We start from the raw sequence: 22,102 nt of genomic DNA, 5'->3' as shown, positions 1-22,102 counted from the left end.
CGTCCAGCACGACGGCACACCATTCCAAGTCGATTGAACACAACGAAGAGGACAGTGCACTGATGAATGACCGCAAGCCGGGAGGCTCCGGAAAGAAGAACAACAGCTACCGCGGCAAGCCACTGCCGAGCAAGCCACAGCAGGGCAAGCCCGGCAAGGGCCAGTCCGCACAGGGGCAGCCGCGCAAGTCCTGGGGCACCCCGGGACCCGGACAGAGGGGCGGGCCGTTCCGGGAGGATTCCCAGAAGGGGTACGACCGCAACCTCGGGGCGGCCCGGAAGCCCGCCCGCCCAAACCGCGCCCAGCGGGACCAGAACTTCTCCTCGGTCCACACCCCCGAGGGCGTGCGCCTGCAGAAGGTCATGGCCTCCGCCGGAGTGGCCTCCCGCCGGGTCTGTGAGGACCTCATCGCCGAGGGGCGCGTGGAGGTGGACGGCAAGGTCGTCACCGAGACCGGAATCCGTGTGGATCCTGACACGGCCGTCATCCATGTGGACGGCCTCCGCCTGCAGCTGGACACCACCCTGCGGTACTTCGCGTTCAACAAGCCCCGCGGCGTCGTCTCCACCATGGACGACCCCGACGGCCGGCCGTGCATCTCCGACTACCTCAAGAAGGGCAAGTACGACTCCACGCGCCTCTTCCACGTGGGCCGCCTGGACACCGAGACCGAGGGCCTGTTGTTGTTGACCAACGACGGTGAACTGGCCAACCGGCTGACCCATCCGAGTTTCGAGATCCCCAAGACCTATCTCGTCCAGGTCCACGGTCCGATGGCCAAGGGCGTCGGTGCGCAGCTCAAAGAGGGTATGCAACTCGAGGACGGCTTCGCCCAGGTGGACTCGTTCAAGCTGGTGGACTCCACGCCGGGACACGTGCTGGTGGAGGTCGTCATGCACTCCGGCAAGAACCGGATCGTGCGCCGCATGTTCAAGGAGGTCGGGTACCCGGTCGAGCGCCTCGTCCGGGTGAAGTTCGGGCCGATCGGCCTCGGCGACCAGAAGCAGGGCACCATCCGCCAGATGGGCCGCCAGGAACAGGGCCACCTCATGGCCGCTGTGAACCTGTGATGGCCCCACGGGGTATCCCCGAACCGGTGCTGATCCGCGGAACCGGGCTGCTGGGTACCTCCATCGGCCTCGGCCTGCGGTCCGCAGGAGCGGACACCTACCTCTCCGATCCCTCTCCGTCGGCCCAGGCGGTCGCCGTGGACATCGGTGCAGGCCAGGCCTTCCCGGGTGACCACACGGCGGCTCCGTCGCCGGGCGTCGTCGTGGTGGCCGCGCCACCGGATGTCGCCGGGCAGGTCGTCATCGATTCGCTCGTGCGGTTCCCGGGCGCCGTCGTGCTGGACATCGCCTCCGTCAAGGGGGCGATCCGGCGCGAGGTGGACGCCGCCGTCGTGGGCGGGACTCTGACGCCGACGCAGGCCGCACGGTACGTGGGCACCCATCCCATGGCCGGGCGCGAACGCTCCGGTCCGGTGGCCGCCCGCGGCGCCTTGTTCACCGCCGCACCGTGGGTGGTCTGCGCTGCGGGGGACACTTCGCCGGAGGCCGTGTCCGCCGCGGAGGAGATCGCCAGGGTGCTCGGGGCCACCGTGCACCGGATGTCCGCCGAGGACCATGACGCCTCGGTGGCACTGATCTCCCACTTGCCGCAGATCGCCGCCTCGCTGGTGTCGTCGCGGCTGCAGGAGACCCCGGCCCACTCCCTGGCCCTGTCCGGCAACGGTCTGCGGGACACCACCCGCATCGCGGCGTCGGATCCGCAGCTGTGGGTGCAGATCCTGGCGGCCAACGCGCCGGACATCCTGCAGATCCTCTACGAGGTGCGCGAGGACCTGGACCGGCTGATCACCACCATGGAGGAGCCCCTGGCCCCTGGAGCCCGGCTGGACATCGCCCAGCTGATCGCCGAGGGCAACGCCGGCCACGCCCGGATTCCGGGCAAGCACGGCGCCCCGCCGCAGGCCTTCGCCGTGGTCACCGTGATTGTGGACGACACCCCGGGGCAGATCTCCGCCGTCCTGCAGGATGTGGGGGAGGCTGGCGTCAACGTGGAGGACCTGCGCATGGACCACTCCGCGGGCCACGAGGTCGGGATGCTGGAGATCTCCGTGCTGCCCGGCCGTGAACAGGATCTGACGGACGCGCTGACTGCGCAGGGATGGAAGGTGGTCTGAATGACCGAGACGACAACCCCGACCGGGCTCCGGCCCCCGGGACAGCGACTCGTCGTAGCCGTGGACGGGCCCTCCGGCTCCGGCAAGTCCTCGGTCTCCCGGGCCATCGCCCGGCGGCTCGGTGCCGCCTACCTGGACACCGGCGCCATGTACCGGGCCGTCGCGTGGCATTGCCACCATCAGGGCGTCCTCGATGACCCTGACGCGGTCGTGGCCGCGGTCCAGGACATGGACCTGGTCCTGTCGGTGGATCCAGACCACGAACGGGTGGTGGTGGGCACCGACGACATCACCGAGGCCATCCGCGAACCCGGTATCTCCGCGGTCGTGTCCGTGGTGGCTACCAACCGTGCCGTGCGCGAGCTTCTCGTGGCACGTCAGCGCGCCGAGATTGACGCGCACCGCAAGATCGTGGCCGAGGGGCGGGACATCACCACCGTGGTGGCTCCCGACGCCGACGCGCGGATCCTGCTCACCGCGTCCGCCGAGGCACGCACGGCCCGCCGCGCCGCCCAGCTGGGAGGCACCGTGGAGGCGAAGGACCTGGCCGAGCAGGTTTCCGGCCGGGATGCCAAGGACTCCACCGTGGTGGACTTCATGAGCCCGTCCGACGGGGTGGGCCTGGTGGACTCCACCGAACTCGATTTCGAGGCGACCATCGAGGCCATGCTGGCTGAGATCACCCGCCAACAGTCCGACCGGACAACCCAACAGACGACCAACCCGGAAGGGGACCGCGCATGAGCACCGAGAACAGTGCGTCACGCGACGCCGGAGTACCGACACCGGACGACGGCACCGAGTACCAGCCGATCGGCAGTGACCAGATCGAGGAGAAGCTGGCCGCTCTCTCCGACGAGGAGGCCCAGCAGCGGGCCGAGGCACTCCGTGCCGGGCTCGAGGACTACGACCTCGACGAGGAGGACACGGCACTGCTGCGCGGCTGGGAGGACGGTGACCCCGAGCCCGAGGAGGCACCGGCGCCACCGGTGCTTGCCGTCGTCGGACGCCCCAACGTGGGCAAGTCGACCCTCGTCAACCGCATCATCGGCCGCCGGGAGGCCGTGGTGGAGGACGTACCCGGGGTAACCCGCGACCGCGTCAGCTACGAGTCCGAATGGGGCGGCAAGATCTTCACGGTGGTGGACACCGGCGGTTGGGAGCACGACGCCAAGGGCATCCACCAGCGCGTGGCCGAGCAGGCCGAACGCGCTGTGGACGTGGCCGACGCCGTCCTGTTCGTGGTGGACGCCACGGTGGGCGCCACCTCGACCGACGAGGCCGTCGTCAAGCTGCTGCGACGCAAGGGCCGCCCCGTGCTGCTCGTGGCCAACAAGGTGGACGACATCTCCCAGGAGGCCGACGCGGCCTCGTTGTGGGGCCTGGGCCTGGGCCAGCCGTTCCCGGTCTCCGCCGTGCATGGCCGGGGGACCGGCGACCTGCTGGACGCGGCCATGGAGGCCCTGCCCGAGGTGACCGCCTACGGTGGGCTCATCCCGCGTGGCGGCCCCCGGCGGGTGGCGCTGCTGGGCCGTCCGAACGTGGGCAAGTCCTCGCTGCTGAACCAGCTCGCCGGTTCAGACCGCGTGGTGGTGGACGAGACCGCCGGGACCACGCGTGACCCGGTGGACGAGCTCGTCGAGCTGGGCGGCCGCATGTGGCGCTTCGTGGACACCGCGGGCATCCGCCGGCGGCAGCACATGGCCCACGGCTCCGACTACTACGCCTCGCTGCGGACCCAGTCGGCCCTCGACAAGGCCGAGGTGGCCGTGGTGCTGCTGGAGGCCTCGGAGGTACTCTCCGAGCAGGACGTGCGCATCCTGCAGCTCGTGCTGGACTCCGGCCGGGCCGTGGTCCTCGCGTTCAACAAGTGGGACCTCATGGACGAAGACCGCCGCACCTACCTGGAACGGGAGATCGACCGGGACCTGGCCCACGTGGCCTGGGCTCCGCGCGTGAACCTCTCTGCCAAGACCGGCTGGCACAAGGACCGCCTCGTTCCCGCCCTGGACACAGCGCTGGACTCCTGGGATACCCGTATCCCGACGGGCAAGCTGAACGCCTTCCTCGGTGAACTCGTGGCAGCCCACCCGCACCCCGTGCGTGGCGGCAAGCAGCCCCGTATCCTGTTCGCGACCCAGCCCTCCACCCAGCCGCCGCGGATCGTCCTTTTTACCACCGGGTTCCTGGAGCCCGGCTACCGCCGTTTCATCATCCGGCGCCTGCGTGAGACGTTCGGCTTCGAGGGAAGCCCGATCGAGCTGGGCATGCGGGTGCGCGAGAAGCGGGCCAGGAAACGCTGAGGCACGGGGCGTAGGGTCGGTCCTAGGAGACGACCGACCTGAAGGAGTGTGCATGTCCCCGTTCACCAGTTCCGAGATCCGCCTGATCTCCCGCCCCGAGGGAATGCCGACGCCCGAGGACTTCTTGGTCGAGCAGGTCGTCCACGGCGAGCTGGAACCCGGCCAGGTGCGGGTGTCGAACGAGTTCATCTCGGTTGATCCCTACATGCGTGGGCGGATGAACGCGGGCCGCAGCTACGTGAAGCCCTACGGCCTGGGGGAGACCATCACCGGTGGTGCCGTCGGCCGGGTGGTGCAGTCCGCGGCGGAAGACCTGCCCGAGGGCAGTGCGGTGCTGCACCAGCACGGCTGGACCGACGCGGTGCAGGATGATGCCTCCACCTTCCAGGCCGTGCCGGAGCTCGACGGCCTGCCCCTCTCGCTGTACCTGGGCCTGCTCGGCATGCCCGGACTGACCGCCTACGCTGGACTGACGAGGGTTGCCGAGCTGCGCCCGGGCGACAGCCTGTTCGTCTCCGGCGCCGCGGGCGCGGTGGGCACCGCCGTCGGCCAGATCGCCCGGCAACTGGGTGCCGCCCGCTTGATCGGGTCCGCCGGGTCCGCTGAGAAGGTCGGTCTGCTGACAGACAAGTACGGCTTTGACGTGGCGCTGAATTACCGGGACGCACCGATCCGCGAGCAGCTGGTGGACGCGTTGGGGCACGAGGGCGTGGACGTGTTCTACGACAACGTGGGCGGCGACCACTTGGAGGCCGCCCTGGAGGTCATGAACGACTTCGGCCGGCTGGCCCTGTGCGGGGCGATCTCCAGCTACAACGCCACCGAACGCCCGGCCGGACCGGACAACATGGGCAACATGGTCACCCGCCGCCTGCGGATGCGGGGATTCATCGTGGCCGAGGTGGCCTCCGAGCATCCGGAGGTCACCTCGGAATTCCGGGAGCGCATGACCGGGTGGTTGTCGGCCGGGGACGTCACCTCTGAGGAGACCGTCGTGGAGGGCCTCGAGCGCACCGTGGACGCGTTCCTGGACATGATGCGCGGAGGCAACACCGGCAAGATGGTGGTGAGGGTCGGTTGATCTGTGCAACGGCCGTGGTCGAGGGTCTCGCCGGGGCCGTCACGCCCCCGCTGGTCCGGGACCATGCCGACGGTGGTGTACAGTTGACTGGTGGATCGATCCGGTGAGGATCAGTTCCACGGGCTATGGCGCAGCTTGGTAGCGCGCTTCACTGGGGGTGAAGAGGTCGTGGGTTCAAATCCCGCTAGCCCGACCAGGCGATCTCTCAGGAGATCGGCGACAGCCCGGACCCATGAGTGGGTCCGGGCTTTTCGTTTGCCTGGGGGTGGTCCGAGTGGCGGCCGCTGCGCCCCGGCAGATCGGACAGACGCCGTCAGTCTGCAGCCGGGACGACCGCCCGGAGGTGAGCACGCTCTCCCTGACGGCCGACAAGGCAGAGGTACTCGACCGGCCCGGCACTGGTGGCCCCGAACCAGTGTGGGGTGCGGGTGTCGAATTCGGCGGCCTCCCCGGCCTGCAGGCGGAGGTCCTGGTCCCCGAGGACCAGGCGCAAGGTCCCATTGAGGACATACACCCAGTCATGCCCCTCATGGGTTCGTGGATCGGGCACGAGATCGTCGCTGCCGGTGGGTCGGACGAACTTGTACGCCTGGACGCCTCCCGGCCTGCGGGACAGTGGGATGATCACCGAACCGTCGGGGCAGGACAGCGGCCGAAGGTCCAACCGGGGGTCCGCGGTGCGCGGCGCGTCGACGAGCGAATCGATGGTGACGCCGTAGTAGCGGGCCAGGGGCAGCAGCTGTTCCAGGGTCGGCCGACGCAGTCCGGCCTCCAGTCGGGAGAGGGTGCTCGCCGAGATCCGGGTCTCGGCGGCCAATTGGGTGAGTGTGACGTCGCGGCGCAGTCGCAGTTGCTTCAGGCGGGGCCCGACGGCGTCCAGGGTCTGTTCGGGTGTTTCGTTCATCCCCCCAGTTTGCCATTCGGCACAAAGGTTTGCATTTCAGGATGATCGTGGCGAAGCTGGAGAGGACACGGCAACGACGACGGCGCGAACACGCCTCAGCGCGGCACGAACAGGCCACAGCACCAAGGAGTAGCGGCATGCACACAGAGGACGATCCGCGAGGACAGCACCGTTTCGACCAGGAGTACTGGGAGCGGCATTGGACGCCCGACGCCGAGACGGGGGAGGGCGTCGGTCAAGCGGTGCCGGTGAGTCCCTATCTCGAGGCCGAGACCGGACACCTGGCACCGGCCACTGCGTTGGACGCCGGCTGCGGGAAGGGGACCGAGGCGCTCTGGCTCGCCCACCGAGGCTGGCAGGTGACCGGTGCAGACATCTCAGCGACGGCCTTGGCCGCCGCGGCCGCCCGGGCGAAGACCGAGGGCATGGCTGGTCGCGTGTCCTGGACGGAGGCGGACCTGACCCGATGGGAACCGGGCCGGACATGGGACCTGGTGGTGACCCACTACGCGCACCCCGATTCCGGGCAGCTGGCCTTCTACGAGCGCATCGCCTCTTGGGTCGCGCCCGGCGGCACTCTGCTGATCGTGGGGCACCTGCACGCGCCGCACGCCGGACACCCTTCGCACGGCGAGCACCATCAGCACGTCGGTCACGTCGGTCACGTCGGTCACGTCAGCCACCACGGCCATGGCGGACACGACGGATCCGGGCATCCCGAGGGGTCCACGGCCACTCTGGCCGGGATCACCGCGCTGTTCGCGGTGCCGGGCTGGACAGTGGAGCGCGGATACGAGAGCACCCGCACCGTGGAGGCCGGGGAACGCCCCGTCACTCTGCGGGACGTGATCGTCCGCGCCACCCGGACCTGACCCACGGTCGCGGGCATCGGTGCCCGCCAACGCCCCACGGCCGCCGTCGCCCGCGCCTACCGCTGCGGTCCAGGCCGGGCCTACGCTCTACGGGTGGATCAGCTCCCGCGCCCCGCCCGAGAACGCTGGCGCACCTTTGCCCAGATCCTCGCGAATACGGCAGTGGCCAACCTGACCACCAGCTACCTGTGGTTCGGGCTGACGTTCTGGATCTACCTCGAGACCCGCAACGTCATCGCCACCGGTGTGACCGGCGGGGTCTACATGCTGCTGCTCGCAGGATCCTCCATCAGCTTCGGCACGTTGGTGGACCGCTACCGCAAACTAGACCTGATGCGCCTGGCGGCCCTGTTCACCCTGGCGATGTTCGTCGCTGCCGGCGCGGTGTTCCTGGTGGCTCCGGCGGACGAGATCGCCCGGCTGGACGGGCCCTGGTTCTGGGGCTTCGCCCTACTGGTGCTCATCGGGGCCGTGGTGGAGAATCTGCGCAACGTCGCCCTGTCCACCACGGTCACCATCCTGATCGAGGACGAGCGCCGGGCGAACGCCAACGGCTTGGTCGGCATGGTGCAGGGCATTGCCTTCATGGTCACCTCCGTGCTCTCCGGACTGTCCATCGGGCTGCTCGGCATGGGGCCGACCGTGGTCATCGCGCTGGCGCTGACGGCTGCGGCGTACCTGCACCTGCTGACGGTGCGCCTTCCGGAAGAGACCGCACCCGTGGCCTCCGACGCCCAGGGTGGGTTCGACCTGGCAGGGTCCTGGCGGGCGGTGATGGCCGTGTCCGGACTCTTCGCCCTGATCCTGTTCAGCACCTTCAACAACTTCATCGGCGGCGTCTACATGGCCTTGATGGACCCCTACGGCCTCGAGCTGTTCAGCGTGGAGGCGTGGGGTCTGGCCTTCGCCCTGGCCTCCACCGGGTTCATCCTCGGCGGTGCCGTGATCGGAAGGCTCGGCCTGGGCCGCAACCCTCTGCGCACCATGCTGCTGGTGGTCATGGCCATGGGTCTGATCGGGGCCACCTTCACCCTGCGCGAATGGGGGTGGTTGTACGTCGTCGGCATCTGGCTGTACATGTGCCTGATCCCGGCAGTCGAGGCGGCCGAGCAGACCGTCATCCAACGTGTGGTCCCGCTCGAACGGCAGGGCCGGGTGTTCGGTTTCGCCCTGGCCTTCGAGGCGTCTGCGGCCCCCGTCACGGCTCTCGTGGTGGCCCCGCTCGCCGAGGTGTGGATCATCCCCTATGCCCGCAGTGAGGCCGGTGCCGCGGCCCTGGGACCACTGCTCGGGGAGGGCACAGCCCGAGGCATCGCGCTGGTCTTCCTCCTGGCCGGGCTCATCATGGTGGTAGCCGCCGTCTTGGCGTTCCTCACGCCGGTCTACCGGCGCGTCTCGGTCGAATACGCGCTGGCGGCGTCCGGTGAAAGCGCCGATCACCGGGCCGGATAGGTGACGTCCCCCTTTTCAGGGCCGACGACGGCGCCAGCCGTCATCTCGGCCTGCGTCACCTTCTCCGGTCCCATCAGATGCAGGACCTGTTCCCCGCGGGCGAGCAGGTGATCCGCAATCAAGCGGCGGTGACACCGCCACCACACGGCCTCGGAACACATCACGGCGACCGTCTGCGCCGTACCCCACTCGCGGAGCGTGTCCAGGCCGTCCCGGAAACCGTCGGTCAGCGCGTGGTCGGCGTAGTTGTGGAAGCTGCGGTTCTGCCAGAACGCGTTCACCTCGAAGGGGGTCTCGCGGGACACCGTCCGTCTCCCTGCAAGGGACTCCAGCTTCCGGTAGCTGATGCCCGTTGCGGGCAGCGAGTCAGCCAGGGCGTCATCGTTGAACTGCGGATTCCGCCGGGACCCCGGCAGCTTGCGCACGTCCACCACAAGGTCGATCTCGGCCGCCACCAGGATGTCCAGGAATTCTCCCAGGGGAAGATTGGAGTGACCGACGGTGTAGAAGGGCCGGGCCCCGGAGCCCACGGGATCAGTCCCCCTTCCTCGTGAGTGTCCCACCCTGGTGGGCGGCCACGGAGAGGTTCTGCGTCATCAGGATCCTTTCGCAACGACAGCATGATCGGCGGCCCGGTCAGAAACCCCGGCCTGCGCGCTGTGAGGATGGCTCCACCGTACGCCCGGAACGCTCGGACGTGCTGGGATTTGCAATGACGGGCAAACAGGAGGACGGTAAACGGGTGAAAAAACCCTCCTCAAACGAGCCCCATGACCTGGGCGGAACCGGCGACCCCGGCCTGACACACGTCACCGAGACCCAGACCGCCGAGCAGAGCGCAGTGGACCGCAACCCCTCGGGCCGGACGTTCCTGGGCCAGCCCGGTGCCTTGGCCAACCTGTTCAGCGTCGAGATGTGGGAGAGGTTCTCCTTCTACGGCATGCAGGGCATCCTGCTGATCTATATGTACTTCCAGACCACCGAGGGGGGTCTGGGAATCGACGAGGGTGTCGCCACGGGCATCGTGGGCGCCTACGGCGGCATGGTCTACGTCTTCTGCATCCTCGGCGGCTGGGTGGCGGACCGGTTGATCGGCTCCGAGCGCGCCATGTTCTACAGCGCGCTGCTCATCATGGCCGGCCACATCGCGCTCGCCCTCGTGCCGGGCATCCCCGGTCTCGTGCTCGGCCTGCTCCTGGTGGCGGTGGGCTCGGGAGGACTCAAGGCCAACGTCGCCAACCTCGTAGGACACCTCTACACCCGCGAGGACCCGCGCCGGGACGCCGGATTCTCCATCTTCTACATGGGTGTCAACATCGGCGGGCTCTTCGGCCCGCTGGTGACCGGCTGGGTCCAGCAGAGCTGGGGCTTCCACCTCGGCTTCGGGCTCGCCGCACTCGGTATGGGCATCGGCCTTCTCCAGTACTCGGTCCGCCGAAAGGACCTCCCCGAAGACGTGCACACCGTTCCGGATCCGCTGCCGCGCCACCAGTACCCCAAGTGGATCGCCATCGCCGCGGCCGCCCTGGTGGTCGTGGGAGTGCTGCTCGGGACCGGTGTGGTCCACGCCGGCAACCTGGCCGACGTCGTGGTGATCCTCGCGGCCGCGGCCGCGGTAGCCATCTTCGCCTACCTCCTGGCCTCCTCGAAGGTGACCGGGGTGGAGCGGTCCCGCGTCATCGCGTTCATTCCGCTGTTCATCGGCTCGGCCGCCTTCTTCGCACTGTTCCAGCAGCAGTTCACCGTGATCACCCTGTACTCCGACACCCGGCTCGACCGCGATATCCTCGGCTGGGAGATGCCCATCCCGTGGGTGCAGTCCATCAACCCGGTCTTCATCATCCTCTTCGCCCCGGTGTTCGCGTGGCTCTGGACCCGGCTGGGCAAGCGGCAGCCGAACACCCCGGTGAAGTTCGCCCTGGGCATCGCCCTGATGGGCTCGGCGTTCCTGCTGTTCCTCCCGATGGTGAGCACCGCTGCCGTCCCGGTGCTGTGGATCGCGCTGATCCTCTTCGCGGCGACCATGGGCGAGCTGCTGGTCTCTCCGGTGGGTCTGTCCCTGTCCACCAAGCTCGCTCCGGTGAATTTCCCGGTCATGATGGTGGCCCTGTACAACCTGTCCGTCGCGCTGGGCACCGCGTTGGCCGGCTCGCTGGCCGGGTTCTACAGTGCCGAGAACGAGGGCGCCTACTTCGGTGCCCTCGGGGCAGTGACCATCGGCATCGGCGTCCTCATGCTGTTGGTCTCCAAGCCGATCCACAAGGCCATGAAGGGCGTCGACTGACACCCTCCTACCCTGCGGACAGCGCAGCTGGCAGTCCACTGGGCACCGCGCCGGACACCGCATCGGCCGACAGCACGGCCGGTGCGGTGTTCAGCACCAGCACCACGCCGACGGCGCCCACCACCCAGGCGGCCGTGCTCGCCCCGTGTCGGGCGAACCAGGCATCCAGCCGCGCCAGTGGACGCTCCACCAACCGCCGGGCGCCCCACCGCGCCGCGAGCAGCACCAACGCGGGCAGGACCATCACCAGGCAGTAGCCCGCCAGCCACAGCGGCGACGCCGGCCAGCCCGGCCCCTGGGCCGCGATCAGTCCGATGGCGGCCAGGTACGGCAACATGGAGGCCACTTCCACCAGGCCAGCCCCCAGGGCGAGCCCCATCAGGGAGCCCAACCCACCCGGCTCCTGCCCGGTGGCACGCCGACGCCACGCCGCCAGGCGCCCGTTGCCGGACCGGGCCCTGTTCTGGGCGGCGGGGGAGTCCAGGCGGAAGCTCCAGAGGATCAATCCCGCACCCAGGATCATCCCGAATGCCATGGCGAGCCGGGAATCCATCAGCTGGCCCAGGTTCTCCACGATCCACCCCGCACCCAGCAACACGGCGAGCCCGACGATGAAATAGAACACGGTGATCGTGCCCAGGTAGAGCAGCATTCGGCCGACCCGGACCCGGCCGGGAGACATCAGGAGCCACACGGGAATGGCCAGGGTGCCGAAGCTGGTGCTGTCCACCAGTGCGAGGACGGCAAGGACGGCGAACATCGGTCCGCCGGAGAGTGCGTCGAGGAAGTCCATGCTGTCCAGCCTTCCCGCGCCGGCCCGGGCTGTCGTCCGCCAAAGGACTGATCGGGGAGGTACCCCTTTCGGATGACTCGCCCCCACTCAGCGATGTCTAGCATGGAGACCGTGAACCGATCCCGACTGGCCGCGCTCTCGCCTCTGGTGTACCTCGCCGTCGGGCTGGCCCTGTTGGCATCCGGTTCCACCTGGGGCATGACGCCGCCGCTCGTCGTGGCCTGGACTGGGTCCGAGGGGTGGCACATGCTGCCCCTGCTGGTGGCCTGCGTGGCGATTGTCCTCCAACGCCGGCACGTGATGGCCGGCTTCACCCTGGCCTCCGCGGCCGCCGTCGCCGATGCGGCACTGGGGCTGCACGTGGGCGTCTTCCTCGCGTGGGCGGACACCGCGTACACCCTGGCCAGGCGCGCCGAACCGCGCCAGCGCCGGTGGTCCATCGGGCTGACCGGGATGGCCGTCGTCGCCCTCTGGGCTGTGGTGGCGGCCCGCCCGCACAGCGAGGACTATGCCCTGCCCGTGGCCTTGACCTTGACCGCGGGCGTCGCCATCCCGTTCTGGTGGGGCGCCGAGGTGCGCAATGGCGACGACCGGGCGGCCCGCGCCAGTGCCGCCACCCTCTGGGAACGCGAACGGTCCGAGACCGCACGGCGCGAGGCGGAACGGGACCGGGCCGAGGCGGTCCTCCGCGAACGCACCGCCATGGCCCGTGAACTTCACGACACCGTGTCCGCGCACCTGTCCGGCATCGCCCTGCACTCGGCGGCAGCCATGTCCGGTGCACCAGATGCCGAGCTGGACCGCCGCGCCCTGCAGCACACCCGGAACGCATCGCTGGCGGCCCTGGACGAGATGCGCACCATGATCGGACTGCTGCACCAACCCGGCGAACCACTGGACCTGCAGGTGCGGGACGGGCTGGACGCCCTTCCCGGCTTGCTCCAACGCACCGAGGCCGCCGGGGTGGAGGTGTCCGCCGAGCTGCAGTCGGTCGAGGTCGGACCCCCCGTGGGCCAAGCGCTGCTGCGGTTCGCCCAAGAGGGCCTCGCCAATGCCGCCAAACATGGGACCGGCGCCGTCCGGTTGCGCCTGTCCGGCCTCCCCACGGTGGTCCGCCTGGACATCGAGAACCCGACGCCGGCCCTTCCCGTCGAGCCATCGGCCTCCGGTGATGCCAGTTCCGGCATCGGCCTGTCCTCCATGCGTGAGCGGCTGCGGGCCGTGGGCGGAACGGTGCAGATCACGCGGGCCGACGGCCGATGGCGGATCCGCGCCGAAGTGCCCGTGGAATCGACGGAGTCTTCGGACTCTTCGGAGCCCGCGGCATGAGCATCAGGGTGGTGCTGGCCGACGACCACGGTACTGTGCGCTCCGGCCTGAAAGCCCTCCTCGAACGGGCCGAGGGGATCGAGGTCGTGGGGGAGGCCTCCGATGGTGCGGCGGCAGTTGTCAATGTCCGAGCCCTGCGCCCGGACGTGGTGCTGATGGATGTCCGGATGCCGGTGGTGGACGGCGTGGCCGCCACCCGGGAGATCGTCTCCGAGGGCACCGCCGCCGTACTGGTCCTGACAACCTTTGACGAGGACGAGGTGGTCCTGTCCGCGATCCGCGCTGGCGCGGCCGGATTCCTCCTGAAGACGGCCGAGGCCACGGAGCTGGTGGCCGCCGTGCGCCGGGTGGCCGCCGGGGAGGGGGTGGTGGCCCCGGAGGTGACCCGGCGCGTGTTCCGGGAACTCGCCACGGCCAGCGCCCGGAACAGGCCGGCCCAGGATGACCAGGCCCCGGCGCAGTTGGAACTCCTCACGATGCGGGAACGCGATGTTCTCATCCAGCTGGGGGCGGGTGCGTCCAACAGTCGGCTGGCGCGCGAGCTGGGCATCTCCGAGGCCACGGCGAAGACCCACGTCTCCCGGGTACTGGCCAAACTCGGTGTCCGGTCACGCACCCAGGCAGCACTCGTGGCCCGTGACGCCGGCTTGATGGACGGTGCCTAGGCGTCGCCACGTGCTGGGGGACCGTCGAGGCCCGGTGTCGTCAGGAGGCCGAACGGAACGTCGCGGCGATCCGGGCTCCGTCGGGAAGATCCGCCCCCCGGACTGCCTTGACCGTGCCGCCGGTGCGCAGGACGCGGGCCGCGACCTCGTCCGCCAGCCCATAGGTGTGAGCACTCGGCTCATCGGCGGGGGTGACGTTGCCGTATTCATCGATCGTGCCCTCGCGTTCCGCCGTGAGGTCGAACAGGAGGACGTCCACCTGGCCGGCCGTGGCGGCCTTGGCGATCTCACGCAGCTTCGCGCTGGCCCGGCCATGGGCGCGGAGGGAGCCGAACTGTTCCCTCCAGTCGGCGAGCTGGGCGGCATAGTTGCGGTCCAGGACCTCGCGTCCCCGGCGGGCCAGGTCATCCAGACTCAGGGAGGCCGGATTGGCCGTGATGCCCTCTTCGAGCAGACGCCGGTAGGTGTTGATCTCCCGGTAGGCCGGTTCGAGATCGGAGCTGGCTGCCAGCACCAGCGGGTGGTTCGAGCCGTTGACTTGGCGCAGGACCGCCTCCTGCACGGTGGAGCAGTAGTCGCGGCGCTGAATCTTCGGCCGCAGGGCGCCGTCCGCACGCTGGCGGTCCATCCGGCCCTCGTTGTCTGCCGTCTGCAGCTCCAGCCCAAGATCCCCGGGCAGTCCGGTCAGTTCCACCTCATGGCAGGAGGCATCCGACTCCAGCACCAGCAGGCGGACCGAGCCCTTCGTCAGTGCGAGCACGAACCCACTGTGGGCGAAGGTGGTCGCCCGGATCAACGGCCCCGCATCGAATCGGTCGCCGACGCCCGAATGGGTGCGGAGGTTGTTCATGAGCCGGAACGCCCGCAGCCCTCGGGGTGAGACGAAGACGGCGAGGGAGCGGGCCTGGGTGGACCAGAACTCCCGGTCGTCCACGAGCTGGTCCACGGCGTCAGTGATCCCGTCCAGGTCCTCGGCGGGGACCTCGGCGGCAGCCAACTGGGCGACGCCCTCACCCACGGCGGTGCGCAGGGATAACTGGGCTGCTTCGGGATTCCGGCCGATCGGCGATCGACTCTCACTCGAACCGGACGGGGCAACATACACGGTCACGCTCGCTGGGTGGCGGTGCTGCGTGAGTTCGGCGAAGTCTTCAGCGGAGGGTATGTCGATACTCATGGGGACACGGTACCCACGAGGCCCCAAAAGTACACCAGCTGGGTCGTCGCCCGATGCGGTGATGCACGCTGACCGGGATGGTGGAGATGGCGAAGACGTTGGGTGCACACTGGGGCCATGAACTCGATCGCCGTGTTACAGGAACTCGCCCGCCGACCCCTCGATGAGCTGGACCTGATCTGGGACCGTATCGGCCCCTCCAACCTGAATGCCCACCCGGGTGGCCATCCCAACTCCATTGCCTGGCTCCTGTGGCACTCTGGCCGTGAGATCGACGCCCAGGTCGCAGACTTGGGCGAACAGGACCAGCTGTGGACCACCCAGGGCTGGGCGGATCGGTTCGGTCCGGACGTCCCGGCCGAAGAACACGGCTACGGCCAGTCGGAGGGCACGGCACGGGCCGTCGTCGTGCAGGACAAGGATGTTTTGCGGGAGTACCTGGCGGCCGTGACCGAACAGTCCCTGGACTACCTCAGGACCTTGTCCGAGACGGGCCTCGACGAGGTAATCGACCGGCAGTGGGACCCGCCGGTCACTCGTGCGGTGCGCCTGGTCAGCGTCTATGCCGATGCCCTGCAGCACGTGGGCCAGGCGGCCTACGTGGCCGGGATGGACCCGGTGGACTGAGCCTCCTGTCCATCGGGTCACGCCCCGTCAGGCTGAGCCCTGTTCGAGGCCCTGATCGATCATGAACCCGGCAAAGAAGTCCGCCAGCTCGGTATGGGCGCCCAAGGGGAGGACCTGTGCCACGTACTGGTCCGGGCGGACGACCACGAGGGCGCCCCGCTCACGGTCGATGCCACGCAGGTCGTAGATGTCCTGGGTGGCCTCGAGGCCGGGCACCGTGCCGAGAAGACGACCGTTGGTCCTCTCAGCAGAGAAGACCTTCTCGTAGTCGCGCAGGCCGAACCTGCCCTTGGCCGGGAGCAGGATGGGCGGCAGGGCGTTCAGGTCCACGGAATGGTGCTCCTGCTGGAGGATCGCCCGGACATCGAAAACGGAATCGACCGGAGCCCCGGACGGCGTGAACCGGCGGACCGGGGACTGTTCGGAGGTGCCCAGGAACTCCAGCAGGGCGCCCAGGGCCGAGGCCTCCGACCCGACGGCCGTGGCGTCACCGAAGGCGTACAGGCGCCAGCGGCCGTCCGCCTCGTGCACGTGGCCCAGCTGCTCCGGCTTCGCATCAGCCACGCGAACGACCGGAGCCGAGTGGAACCGGGACCCGACCTCGAACCCGGGGGCCAGACCCTGATGCTCCGTTCCCCCCGTCAGGAGGGAGCGCTCGTACACCGTGGACAGCCCCGCGGTGAACTTCCCGCCGGCCACGAAGTGCGTCTCGACGTCGTTCGCGGCGACGCCTCCGGCCTCCGGGTCGTTCGGGTCGGAGACCTTGGAACCGATCATCCTGGACCAGCGCTTGTCGAAGTCGATGAGTTCCCGGGCGATCTTCTGGCGCTCGCCGGAATAGGTGGCCAGCAGCGACTTCGGTGAGCGGCCCTGCAGCACGGCGGCCAGCTTCCAGCCCAGGTTGTAGGTGTCCTGCATGGACACGTTCATGCCCTGCCCCGCCTTGGCGGAGTGCGTGTGACAGGCGTCTCCGGCGATGAACACCCGCGGGTCCAGGACTCCGACGCGTTCTGCCGGCACGTCATCGAACCCGTCCGTCACCCGCTGACCCACCTCGTACACGCTCCACCAGGCCACGTCCCTGGCATCCAGCGTGTACGGGTGAAGTGCCCTCTGGGCGGCAGTGAGGATGTCCTCGAAGGTGGTGCGCTCGCGGACGCTGCGGTCACCTTCGGGGAGGTCGCCGAGATCCACGTAATAACGCACCAGGTGCCCGCCCTCGCGGGGAATCTGGAGCAGGGAACCGGACGCGGACTGCATGACGGCCTTCTTGCGGACGTCCGGGAAGTCTGTGACCGGGAGGATGTCCATGACGCCCCAGGCGTGGTTCTGGGCGTCGCCGTGCAGGGATCGTCCGATCGAGGTGCGGATGACGGAGCGGGCGCCGTCGCATCCCACCACGTAGCGGGCCTGCACGGCGCGGGTGGTCCCGGTGCCCTTGCCATCCTGATCGGTCACCTCCAGGGTGACCGTCACCCGGGCCTCGGCGTCCTCCGGGATGTCCACACCGACGGCCTTGAACCCGTAGTCGACCTCCAGCCGGGAGGCGGACTTCGACGCCTTGGCCAGAAGCATCTCCTGCATCCGGGCCTGATTGACGATCACGTGCGGATACTCGCTGAGCCCGTCCGCGACGTCCTGGATCTGGCCCGTGCGGGTGATGCCCTCGCGATCTTGGGAGGACGGGGACCAGAATGTGGTCTCGTTGACCCAGTAGGCCTCATCCAACAGAGTGGTGGCCAGGCCGAAGGTGCCGAACATCTCCACGGTGCGGCAGGAGACCCCATCGGCGTGCCCCACGGGCAGCGGGCCCTGGCGGCGCTCCACCACGCGGGTGGTGATCTCCGGGAACTCGGCCAGCTGCGCTGCCAGAACGGTGCCGGCCGGGCCGGTGCCGACGATCAGGACATCGACCTCCTCGGGCAGGGGGCCCTGCCCGTCGTCCCGGCCAGACGCTGCCGGCTCGATCGTGGGGTCTCCGTAGCGGTAGCCGTCCAGGTGGTATTGCATAGGACTCCTTCTCCAACATCAGCTGTATCTTCCGTGTACTGCACGATTCTGTCCGAGGATAGCGCACGCTAGTGATGTGAACCACGGTATAGTGATGGTAACGTTTCATCCGTGTACTGATAATCAAGGGGGTGTGCATGGAGTCGAGGCTCCTCGTGGGGCATCAGCTACGCCGGTGTCACCAGGTGCACAACGCACTCTGGGCGGACGCAGTAGGCGGGATGCTGACATCGCCGCAGTATTCGGTACTGTTCACCGCGGCCGCAGCCAAGAGGCCCCTGGACCAGCTCTCCGTTGGCCGTGCCGCGGGGCTGGACCGGACCACGGTGGCCGGGGTGATCCGCCGCCTGGAGGAGCAGGGGTGGCTGCGGCGGGAACGCGATCCCGTCGATGCGCGGCGACTTGTCGTCAACCTGCCCGTGCCCGCCGCGATGGCCCTGGAGGGATTGGCTCCGGCGGTCCGCACGCTTCAGGAGCGGCTGATGGCGCCCCTGTCCGCAGTCGATCGTGTCTGGCTCGGGCGCCGGCTGGTGGACCTCTCCGGTCACCACGAGGCGGCGGGAACGGCCGCCGATGCCGGCCCCCATGAGGGGACCCCGATGGAGGGCGACCTGCGTCCCGGCCACCTGATCCGGTTGGCCCAGCAGCGGCACACGGTGTTGTGGGCCGACGAGCTGGGCGGCATCATCACCGGCCCGCAGTTCGCCGTCCTGCTGGTCCTGGCCGAATCCGGTCCCACGGGCCAGGGTGCCGTGGCCGGGTTGGCCGCGCTTGACCGGTCCAGTGCCTCGGACGTACTGCGAAGACTCGAGACCCGAGGCTGGACGGAGCGCCGCCCCGACCCGGACGACCGTCGCTCCCGCATGGTCTCCCTGACCGCAGTGGGCCGGGCGCTCGTCGACGAGCTCTGGCCTGCTGTGGGACGGGTCCAGGAGCGGATCCTGGAACCGGTGTCCGCGCCGGAGCGCGGCCGGGTCGTCGAGGTGCTGGCCGCCGTCGGGAGCCCGCGTCCTGCGGCATTGGCACCCCGCCATGGAGGCCAGTAGTGTCGTCTGTGTACCGCGAGGCCTGCACGGGCCGGACCTCACACCTGTGATCTGGAGGAACCATGAGCAATATCCCCGAAGGGCTTCGCTACAGCGCCGAGCACGAATGGGTCTCCGGACCGGACGCCGACGGCGTCGTCCGCATCGGCATCACCGACTTCGCCCAGGACGCGCTCGGTGACGTCGTCTATGTCGACCTGCCCGAGGTGGGCACGGAGATCACCGCTGACTCCACCGTCGGCGAGGTGGAGTCCACCAAGTCCGTCAGTGACCTCTTCGCCCCGGTCTCCGGCGCTGTCACGGCCCGCAATGATGCCCTGGACGCCGATCCGGCCAAGGTGAACTCCGATCCATACGGGGACGGCTGGCTCCTGGAGATGACCGTCTCGGATCCCGCACAGGTGGAAGGCCTGCTCGATGCGGAGGGTTACCGCCAGCAGGTAGGCTAGTCAGGTCACGAAGCCACCACGACCATCGGGATCGCCGCGATCGGTCGGACACATCCTCGGAGGAGCCATGTCACAGGACGGGACCCAGCAACCGGACGGCCGGAACACGGGTACCGAGCCGGAGGCGCTGACCACCAGTATCGGCCTGCCCGATCTGGGCTCGTCGCCGGCCCGCTCGCTCGAGGCAGAGGACCGAGCGGCCATCAACGCCCTCCCCGTCGGCTCGGCTCTCCTGGTGGCCCATGCCGGGCCCAACCAGGGTGCGCGGTTCCTTCTGGACCAGGACTCAACTTTGGCCGGCCGTCACCCCAACGCCGACATCTTCCTCGACGACGTCACCGTGTCGCGGAAGCATGCCGAGTTCCGTCGATCCGGCGAGGGGTTCGTGATCGTGGACTCCGGATCCCTGAACGGGACCTACGTGAACCACGACCGGGTCGATTCCGTGGCCCTGCGGTCCGGGATGGAAGTGCAGATCGGCAAGTTCCGGCTCACGTTCTACGCCGGCACCCAGCGTCCCGCTGTCTGAGTCAATCGGCCCGAGAGGACCGGCACGCCTTGACGACGACCGCCACTTCGACCTACGACCGAGGACATCCGTGAGTGCAGCAGCTTCCCGCCGCCCCCTTTCCGCCGCTTCCGCCGCCGCGACCGGGGGCAGCCGCGCCGTCATGAACATCGGTGAGGTCTTGGCGGAGCTGAAGGTTGACTTCCCGCAGGTCAGCGCTTCGAAGATCCGCTTCCTTGAGGAGAAGGGGCTCATCACACCCCGCCGCACCTCCGCAGGCTACCGGAAGTACACCGATGCCGACGTGGACCGGTTGCGCTTCATCCTCGCTTTGCAGCGGGACCAGTACCTTCCTCTGAAGGTCATCAAGGACTACCTCGATGCCGTGGACCGCGGTGAACATCCCGAATCCCTGCCCGGGGGGCTCACCCTGGCCCCACGCTCGGTGTCCGACCAGCTGGCGCAGGAGCTGGCCGGGCACACTCGCCCGCTCACCCGGGCCGAGTTGCAGGGGATCTCGGGGGTCACCTCCCAGCTGTTGACCTCCCTCGAGCAGTTCGGCATGGTGTCACCGGATGAGAACGGGCGGTATTCCGAGCACGCCCTCAAAGCGACCCGGTCCGCCGCCGTGCTGGCCGCCCATGGACTGGAGCCGCGCCATCTTCGCCCCTTCCGGGCTGCAGCCGACCGCGAGCTCGGCCTCATCGAACGGGCCACAGCCTCTCTGGCCACCCGCAAGGACGCCGCCGCCAACGCCCGGATGGCCGACGCCGCACGGGAGCTCAGTGAGGCCTGTCTGGGGCTGCACAGCGCCCTCGTGGCGGCAGCCGTGGCCGAGCTGGACACGTGAGGATGCACGGATGAACCTGCCGGATGTTGAGATGACGGTGCTGGGTGTGCGGGTTGAGCTTCCCGGGAACCAGCCCCTGGTCCTCCTCCAGGATCCCGGCACTGGCACCCTTGTTCCCATCTGGATCGGGGCGCCGGAAGCCAGCGCGATCGCCCTGTGGCAACAGGGGCTCACCCCGCCCCGCCCCATGACGCACGACCTGTTGATCGAGGTCCTCGCGGCCACGGGCACCGCTCTGGAGTCGGTACGCATCGGATCCGTCGAGGATGCCGTCTTCCATGCCGAGCTGATCCTGGACAATGGCGCGCGGGTGGACGCACGCGCCTCGGATGCCATCGCTTGCGCGTTGCGCGCCGAGGCGCCGGTGCTCTGCGCGGCCGAGGTGCTGGAGGCAGCCGGGATGGACCCGGAACAGGCCGGAGACGCAGACGAGAACGCCGAGGACACCGTAGACGGGGTGGATGAGGCCGTCACCGGCGTCACCGGTGCCGCGGAGCGTGATGCGGAACTCAACCGGTTCCGCGAGTTCCTGGACAATGTGGACCCGGAGGACTTCGCCGACGGAGGCTCCAGCCAGTCCTGATCGCCGGGTCCGCCCCGGATTCGCGAGGTCATCAGGCGTGACCGGAGGCCCGGCCGCCCGTGCCCGATCACCGGCGGCGTGGCGACACGCACGGGTCAGAATGCACGAGGTCTTTGACCGAGGACCCGTCCGGGCATAGCGTCATGTCCAGAGGTTCCACATTGCCTATCGGTCTCATCGCACCGATTGGTGGTTTGGTGCCGGGCCGATGCCCGGCACCGATCGCCGATCCGGATCGCCGGGCACTTCCTTCCCCAGTGTGGATCCATGACCAGGAGGGTTCCAGTGAGTCCGAAGGGCGAGGCCGGGCAGTCCCCGGATCCGCATCACGAGTCACCCCCGCGCACCCCTGCGCAGGGCATGCTGTTCACCGAAGACCTACCCGTCCTTGACGAGGGCGCCGGCTACCGCGGTCCAACCGCGTGCAAGGCCGCCGGCATCACCTACCGTCAGCTCGACTACTGGGCACGCACCGGCCTGGTAGTCCCCACCGTCCGAGGCGCCAGCGGATCTGGCACCCAGCGGCTCTATTCCTTCCGGGACATCCTCGTGCTGAAGGTCGTCAAGCGCCTGCTGGACACCGGGGTCTCCCTGCAGCAGATCCGCTCGGCCGTGGAGCACCTGCGCGAGCGCGGTGTGGACGACCTGGCACAGATCACCCTCATGAGCGACGGCGCCTCGGTCTACGAGTGCATGTCTGCCGATGAGGTCATCGACCTGGTCCAGGGTGGCCAGGGCGTGTTCGGCATTGCCGTGGGCCGCGTGTGGCGTGAGGTCGAGGGCTCGCTGGCTGAGCTGCCGTCCGAGCAGCTGCACGCTGGGAGCCCCGAGGAATTTCCCGGTGACGAGCTGTCCCAGCGGCGCACGCGCCGCAAGTCCGCCTCCTGAGCTCCATGGCAATGCTCAGCCACTCTGCGCGCGCCGCTGGTTACCTCCGCCGGTGCAGGTAACCCGCGCAGTCCGTGCACGACGACGGCCCCGCAC

The 22,102-nt window shown here is 69.0% G+C and carries 22 protein-coding genes and 1 tRNA gene; 18 read left to right on the top strand and 5 right to left on the bottom strand.

From position 1 onward, the window contains the following. Positions 1-62: 62 nt before the first annotated feature. From ABD134_RS05925 to ABD134_RS05900, 6 genes are all read left to right on the top strand, one after another. Positions 63-1,070: a pseudouridine synthase gene (locus ABD134_RS05925; protein WP_344227527.1), complete on the top strand. Its 1,008-nt coding sequence runs from the start codon at positions 63-65 to the stop codon at positions 1,068-1,070. Next, positions 1,070-2,185: a prephenate dehydrogenase gene (locus ABD134_RS05920; RefSeq protein ID WP_344227525.1), complete on the top strand. Its 1,116-nt coding sequence runs from the start codon at positions 1,070-1,072 to the stop codon at positions 2,183-2,185. Before ABD134_RS05925 ends, ABD134_RS05920 begins: the two co-directional genes overlap by 1 nt. Beyond that, the gene (cmk, locus tag ABD134_RS05915; protein ID WP_344227523.1) at positions 2,186-2,929 is read left to right on the top strand and encodes a (d)CMP kinase; all 744 of its coding nucleotides are present in this window, start codon (positions 2,186-2,188) and stop codon (positions 2,927-2,929) included. It begins immediately after the preceding gene. Continuing rightward, a complete protein-coding gene (gene der / locus ABD134_RS05910) occupies positions 2,926-4,488 on the top strand; it encodes a ribosome biogenesis GTPase Der (RefSeq protein ID WP_344227521.1) in 1,563 nt (520 codons plus the stop codon). Before cmk ends, der begins: the two co-directional genes overlap by 4 nt. A gap of 52 nt (positions 4,489-4,540) precedes the next feature. Beyond that, positions 4,541-5,569, top strand: coding sequence for an NADP-dependent oxidoreductase (locus tag ABD134_RS05905; RefSeq protein ID WP_344227519.1), 1,029 nt, complete (start codon positions 4,541-4,543; stop codon positions 5,567-5,569). Positions 5,570-5,688: 119 nt separating this feature from the next. Next, positions 5,689-5,765: transfer RNA gene (locus ABD134_RS05900), tRNA-Pro, on the top strand. Positions 5,766-5,882: 117 nt separating this feature from the next. On the opposite strand, the gene ABD134_RS05895 is transcribed toward ABD134_RS05900, so the two are convergent. Beyond that, positions 5,883-6,473: a helix-turn-helix domain-containing protein gene (locus ABD134_RS05895; protein ID WP_344227517.1), complete on the bottom strand. Its 591-nt coding sequence runs from the start codon at positions 6,471-6,473 to the stop codon at positions 5,883-5,885. 137 nt (positions 6,474-6,610) lie between these two features. On the opposite strand from ABD134_RS05895, the gene ABD134_RS05890 reads away from it, so the two are divergent. Together ABD134_RS05890 and ABD134_RS05885 are read left to right on the top strand one after the other, a co-directional pair. Then, positions 6,611-7,345, top strand: coding sequence for a class I SAM-dependent methyltransferase (locus ABD134_RS05890; RefSeq protein ID WP_344227515.1), 735 nt, complete (start codon positions 6,611-6,613; stop codon positions 7,343-7,345). A gap of 93 nt (positions 7,346-7,438) precedes the next feature. Further along, positions 7,439-8,797 (top strand): MFS transporter, encoded by a 1,359-nt coding sequence (locus ABD134_RS05885; RefSeq protein WP_344227513.1) that lies wholly within the window; start codon positions 7,439-7,441, stop codon positions 8,795-8,797. On the opposite strand, the gene ABD134_RS05880 is transcribed toward ABD134_RS05885, so the two are convergent. Then, a complete protein-coding gene (locus tag ABD134_RS05880) occupies positions 8,782-9,327 on the bottom strand; it encodes a DUF488 domain-containing protein (RefSeq protein ID WP_344227512.1) in 546 nt (181 codons plus the stop codon). The genes ABD134_RS05885 and ABD134_RS05880 overlap by 16 nt on opposite strands. A 182-nt stretch (positions 9,328-9,509) precedes the next feature. Here ABD134_RS05880 and ABD134_RS05875 point away from each other — a divergent pair, with 182 nt between their 5' ends. Continuing rightward, complete coding sequence (locus ABD134_RS05875) at positions 9,510-11,081, top strand: peptide MFS transporter (protein ID WP_344227510.1); 1,572 nt, start codon at positions 9,510-9,512, stop codon at positions 11,079-11,081. A gap of 7 nt (positions 11,082-11,088) precedes the next feature. Here the strand turns inward: ABD134_RS05875 and ABD134_RS05870 are convergent, their stop codons facing one another. Continuing rightward, on the bottom strand, positions 11,089-11,874 hold the full coding sequence (locus ABD134_RS05870) for a GAP family protein (protein WP_344227508.1): 786 nt from the start codon (positions 11,872-11,874) through the stop codon (positions 11,089-11,091). 111 nt (positions 11,875-11,985) lie between these two features. Between ABD134_RS05870 and ABD134_RS05865 the strand changes: the two genes are divergently transcribed. Further along, positions 11,986-13,203, top strand: a complete 1,218-nt coding sequence (locus tag ABD134_RS05865) for a sensor histidine kinase (protein WP_344227506.1) — start codon at positions 11,986-11,988, stop codon at positions 13,201-13,203. Next, positions 13,200-13,868, top strand: coding sequence for a response regulator (locus tag ABD134_RS05860; protein WP_344227504.1), 669 nt, complete (start codon positions 13,200-13,202; stop codon positions 13,866-13,868). The genes ABD134_RS05865 and ABD134_RS05860 overlap by 4 nt, the downstream gene beginning before the upstream one ends. Positions 13,869-13,908: 40 nt before the next feature. Here the strand turns inward: ABD134_RS05860 and ABD134_RS05855 are convergent, their stop codons facing one another. Beyond that, a complete protein-coding gene (locus ABD134_RS05855) occupies positions 13,909-15,045 on the bottom strand; it encodes a baeRF11 domain-containing protein (RefSeq protein WP_344227502.1) in 1,137 nt (378 codons plus the stop codon). 117 nt (positions 15,046-15,162) lie between these two features. Here ABD134_RS05855 and ABD134_RS05850 point away from each other — a divergent pair, with 117 nt between their 5' ends. Then, entirely contained in the window at positions 15,163-15,672 is a 510-nt protein-coding gene (locus tag ABD134_RS05850) for a mycothiol transferase (RefSeq protein WP_344227500.1), read from the top strand. Positions 15,673-15,699: 27 nt separating this feature from the next. Here ABD134_RS05850 and ABD134_RS05845 read toward each other — a convergent pair whose 3' ends face one another. Further along, positions 15,700-17,682, bottom strand: a complete 1,983-nt coding sequence (locus ABD134_RS05845) for an FAD-dependent monooxygenase (protein WP_344227498.1) — start codon at positions 17,680-17,682, stop codon at positions 15,700-15,702. 221 nt (positions 17,683-17,903) lie between these two features. Here ABD134_RS05845 and ABD134_RS05840 point away from each other — a divergent pair, with 221 nt between their 5' ends. From ABD134_RS05840 to ABD134_RS05815, 6 genes are all read left to right on the top strand, one after another. Next, positions 17,904-18,728 carry a MarR family transcriptional regulator gene (locus tag ABD134_RS05840; protein WP_344227496.1) on the top strand — a complete coding sequence of 275 codons (825 nt, stop codon included), beginning with the start codon at positions 17,904-17,906 and terminating at the stop codon, positions 18,726-18,728. Positions 18,729-18,790: 62 nt separating this feature from the next. Next, the gene (gcvH, locus tag ABD134_RS05835; RefSeq protein WP_344227494.1) at positions 18,791-19,177 is read left to right on the top strand and encodes a glycine cleavage system protein GcvH; all 387 of its coding nucleotides are present in this window, start codon (positions 18,791-18,793) and stop codon (positions 19,175-19,177) included. Between the two features lie 67 nt (positions 19,178-19,244). Then, the gene (locus tag ABD134_RS05830; protein WP_344227492.1) at positions 19,245-19,706 is read left to right on the top strand and encodes an FHA domain-containing protein; all 462 of its coding nucleotides are present in this window, start codon (positions 19,245-19,247) and stop codon (positions 19,704-19,706) included. A 142-nt stretch (positions 19,707-19,848) separates the two neighbouring features. Then, entirely contained in the window at positions 19,849-20,535 is a 687-nt protein-coding gene (gene ftsR, locus ABD134_RS05825; RefSeq protein WP_344227737.1) for a transcriptional regulator FtsR, read from the top strand. A gap of 10 nt (positions 20,536-20,545) precedes the next feature. Further along, positions 20,546-21,118, top strand: coding sequence for a bifunctional nuclease family protein (locus ABD134_RS05820; protein ID WP_344227490.1), 573 nt, complete (start codon positions 20,546-20,548; stop codon positions 21,116-21,118). 285 nt (positions 21,119-21,403) lie between these two features. After that, a complete protein-coding gene (locus ABD134_RS05815; RefSeq protein WP_344227488.1) occupies positions 21,404-22,006 on the top strand; it encodes a MerR family transcriptional regulator in 603 nt (200 codons plus the stop codon). Positions 22,007-22,102: the final 96 nt, after the last annotated feature.

This window comes from Citricoccus alkalitolerans, from assembly GCF_039528175.1.
GTDB classification, from domain to species: Bacteria; Actinomycetota; Actinomycetes; order Actinomycetales; family Micrococcaceae; genus Citricoccus; species Citricoccus alkalitolerans.
The sequence above is the reverse complement of the archived record's forward strand: the minus strand, read 5'-3'. Positions and strand labels throughout refer to the sequence as shown.

Excerpts from the sequence above, each read along its gene's own strand:
- ABD134_RS05920 (WP_344227525.1), top strand. The coding sequence starts at position 1,070 with ATGGCCCCACGGGGTATCCCCGAACCGGTGCTGATCCGCGGAACCGGG.
- ABD134_RS05820 (WP_344227490.1), top strand. The coding sequence starts at position 20,546 with ATGAACCTGCCGGATGTTGAGATGACGGTGCTGGGTGTGCGGGTTGAG.
- ABD134_RS05905 (WP_344227519.1), top strand. The coding sequence starts at position 4,541 with ATGTCCCCGTTCACCAGTTCCGAGATCCGCCTGATCTCCCGCCCCGAG.
- der (WP_344227521.1), top strand. The coding sequence starts at position 2,926 with ATGAGCACCGAGAACAGTGCGTCACGCGACGCCGGAGTACCGACACCG.
- ABD134_RS05860 (WP_344227504.1), top strand. The coding sequence starts at position 13,200 with ATGAGCATCAGGGTGGTGCTGGCCGACGACCACGGTACTGTGCGCTCC.
- ABD134_RS05850 (WP_344227500.1), top strand. The coding sequence starts at position 15,163 with ATGAACTCGATCGCCGTGTTACAGGAACTCGCCCGCCGACCCCTCGAT.
- ABD134_RS05875 (WP_344227510.1), top strand. The coding sequence starts at position 9,510 with ATGACGGGCAAACAGGAGGACGGTAAACGGGTGAAAAAACCCTCCTCA.
- ftsR (WP_344227737.1), top strand. The coding sequence starts at position 19,849 with ATGAACATCGGTGAGGTCTTGGCGGAGCTGAAGGTTGACTTCCCGCAG.
- ABD134_RS05870 (WP_344227508.1), bottom strand. The coding sequence starts at position 11,874 with ATGGACTTCCTCGACGCACTCTCCGGCGGACCGATGTTCGCCGTCCTT.
- ABD134_RS05840 (WP_344227496.1), top strand. The coding sequence starts at position 17,904 with ATGCTGACATCGCCGCAGTATTCGGTACTGTTCACCGCGGCCGCAGCC.
- ABD134_RS05855 (WP_344227502.1), bottom strand. The coding sequence starts at position 15,045 with ATGAGTATCGACATACCCTCCGCTGAAGACTTCGCCGAACTCACGCAG.
- ABD134_RS05890 (WP_344227515.1), top strand. The coding sequence starts at position 6,611 with ATGCACACAGAGGACGATCCGCGAGGACAGCACCGTTTCGACCAGGAG.
- ABD134_RS05925 (WP_344227527.1), top strand. The coding sequence starts at position 63 with ATGAATGACCGCAAGCCGGGAGGCTCCGGAAAGAAGAACAACAGCTAC.
- ABD134_RS05845 (WP_344227498.1), bottom strand. The coding sequence starts at position 17,682 with ATGCAATACCACCTGGACGGCTACCGCTACGGAGACCCCACGATCGAG.
- gcvH (WP_344227494.1), top strand. The coding sequence starts at position 18,791 with ATGAGCAATATCCCCGAAGGGCTTCGCTACAGCGCCGAGCACGAATGG.
- ABD134_RS05830 (WP_344227492.1), top strand. The coding sequence starts at position 19,245 with ATGTCACAGGACGGGACCCAGCAACCGGACGGCCGGAACACGGGTACC.
- ABD134_RS05895 (WP_344227517.1), bottom strand. The coding sequence starts at position 6,473 with ATGAACGAAACACCCGAACAGACCCTGGACGCCGTCGGGCCCCGCCTG.
- cmk (WP_344227523.1), top strand. The coding sequence starts at position 2,186 with ATGACCGAGACGACAACCCCGACCGGGCTCCGGCCCCCGGGACAGCGA.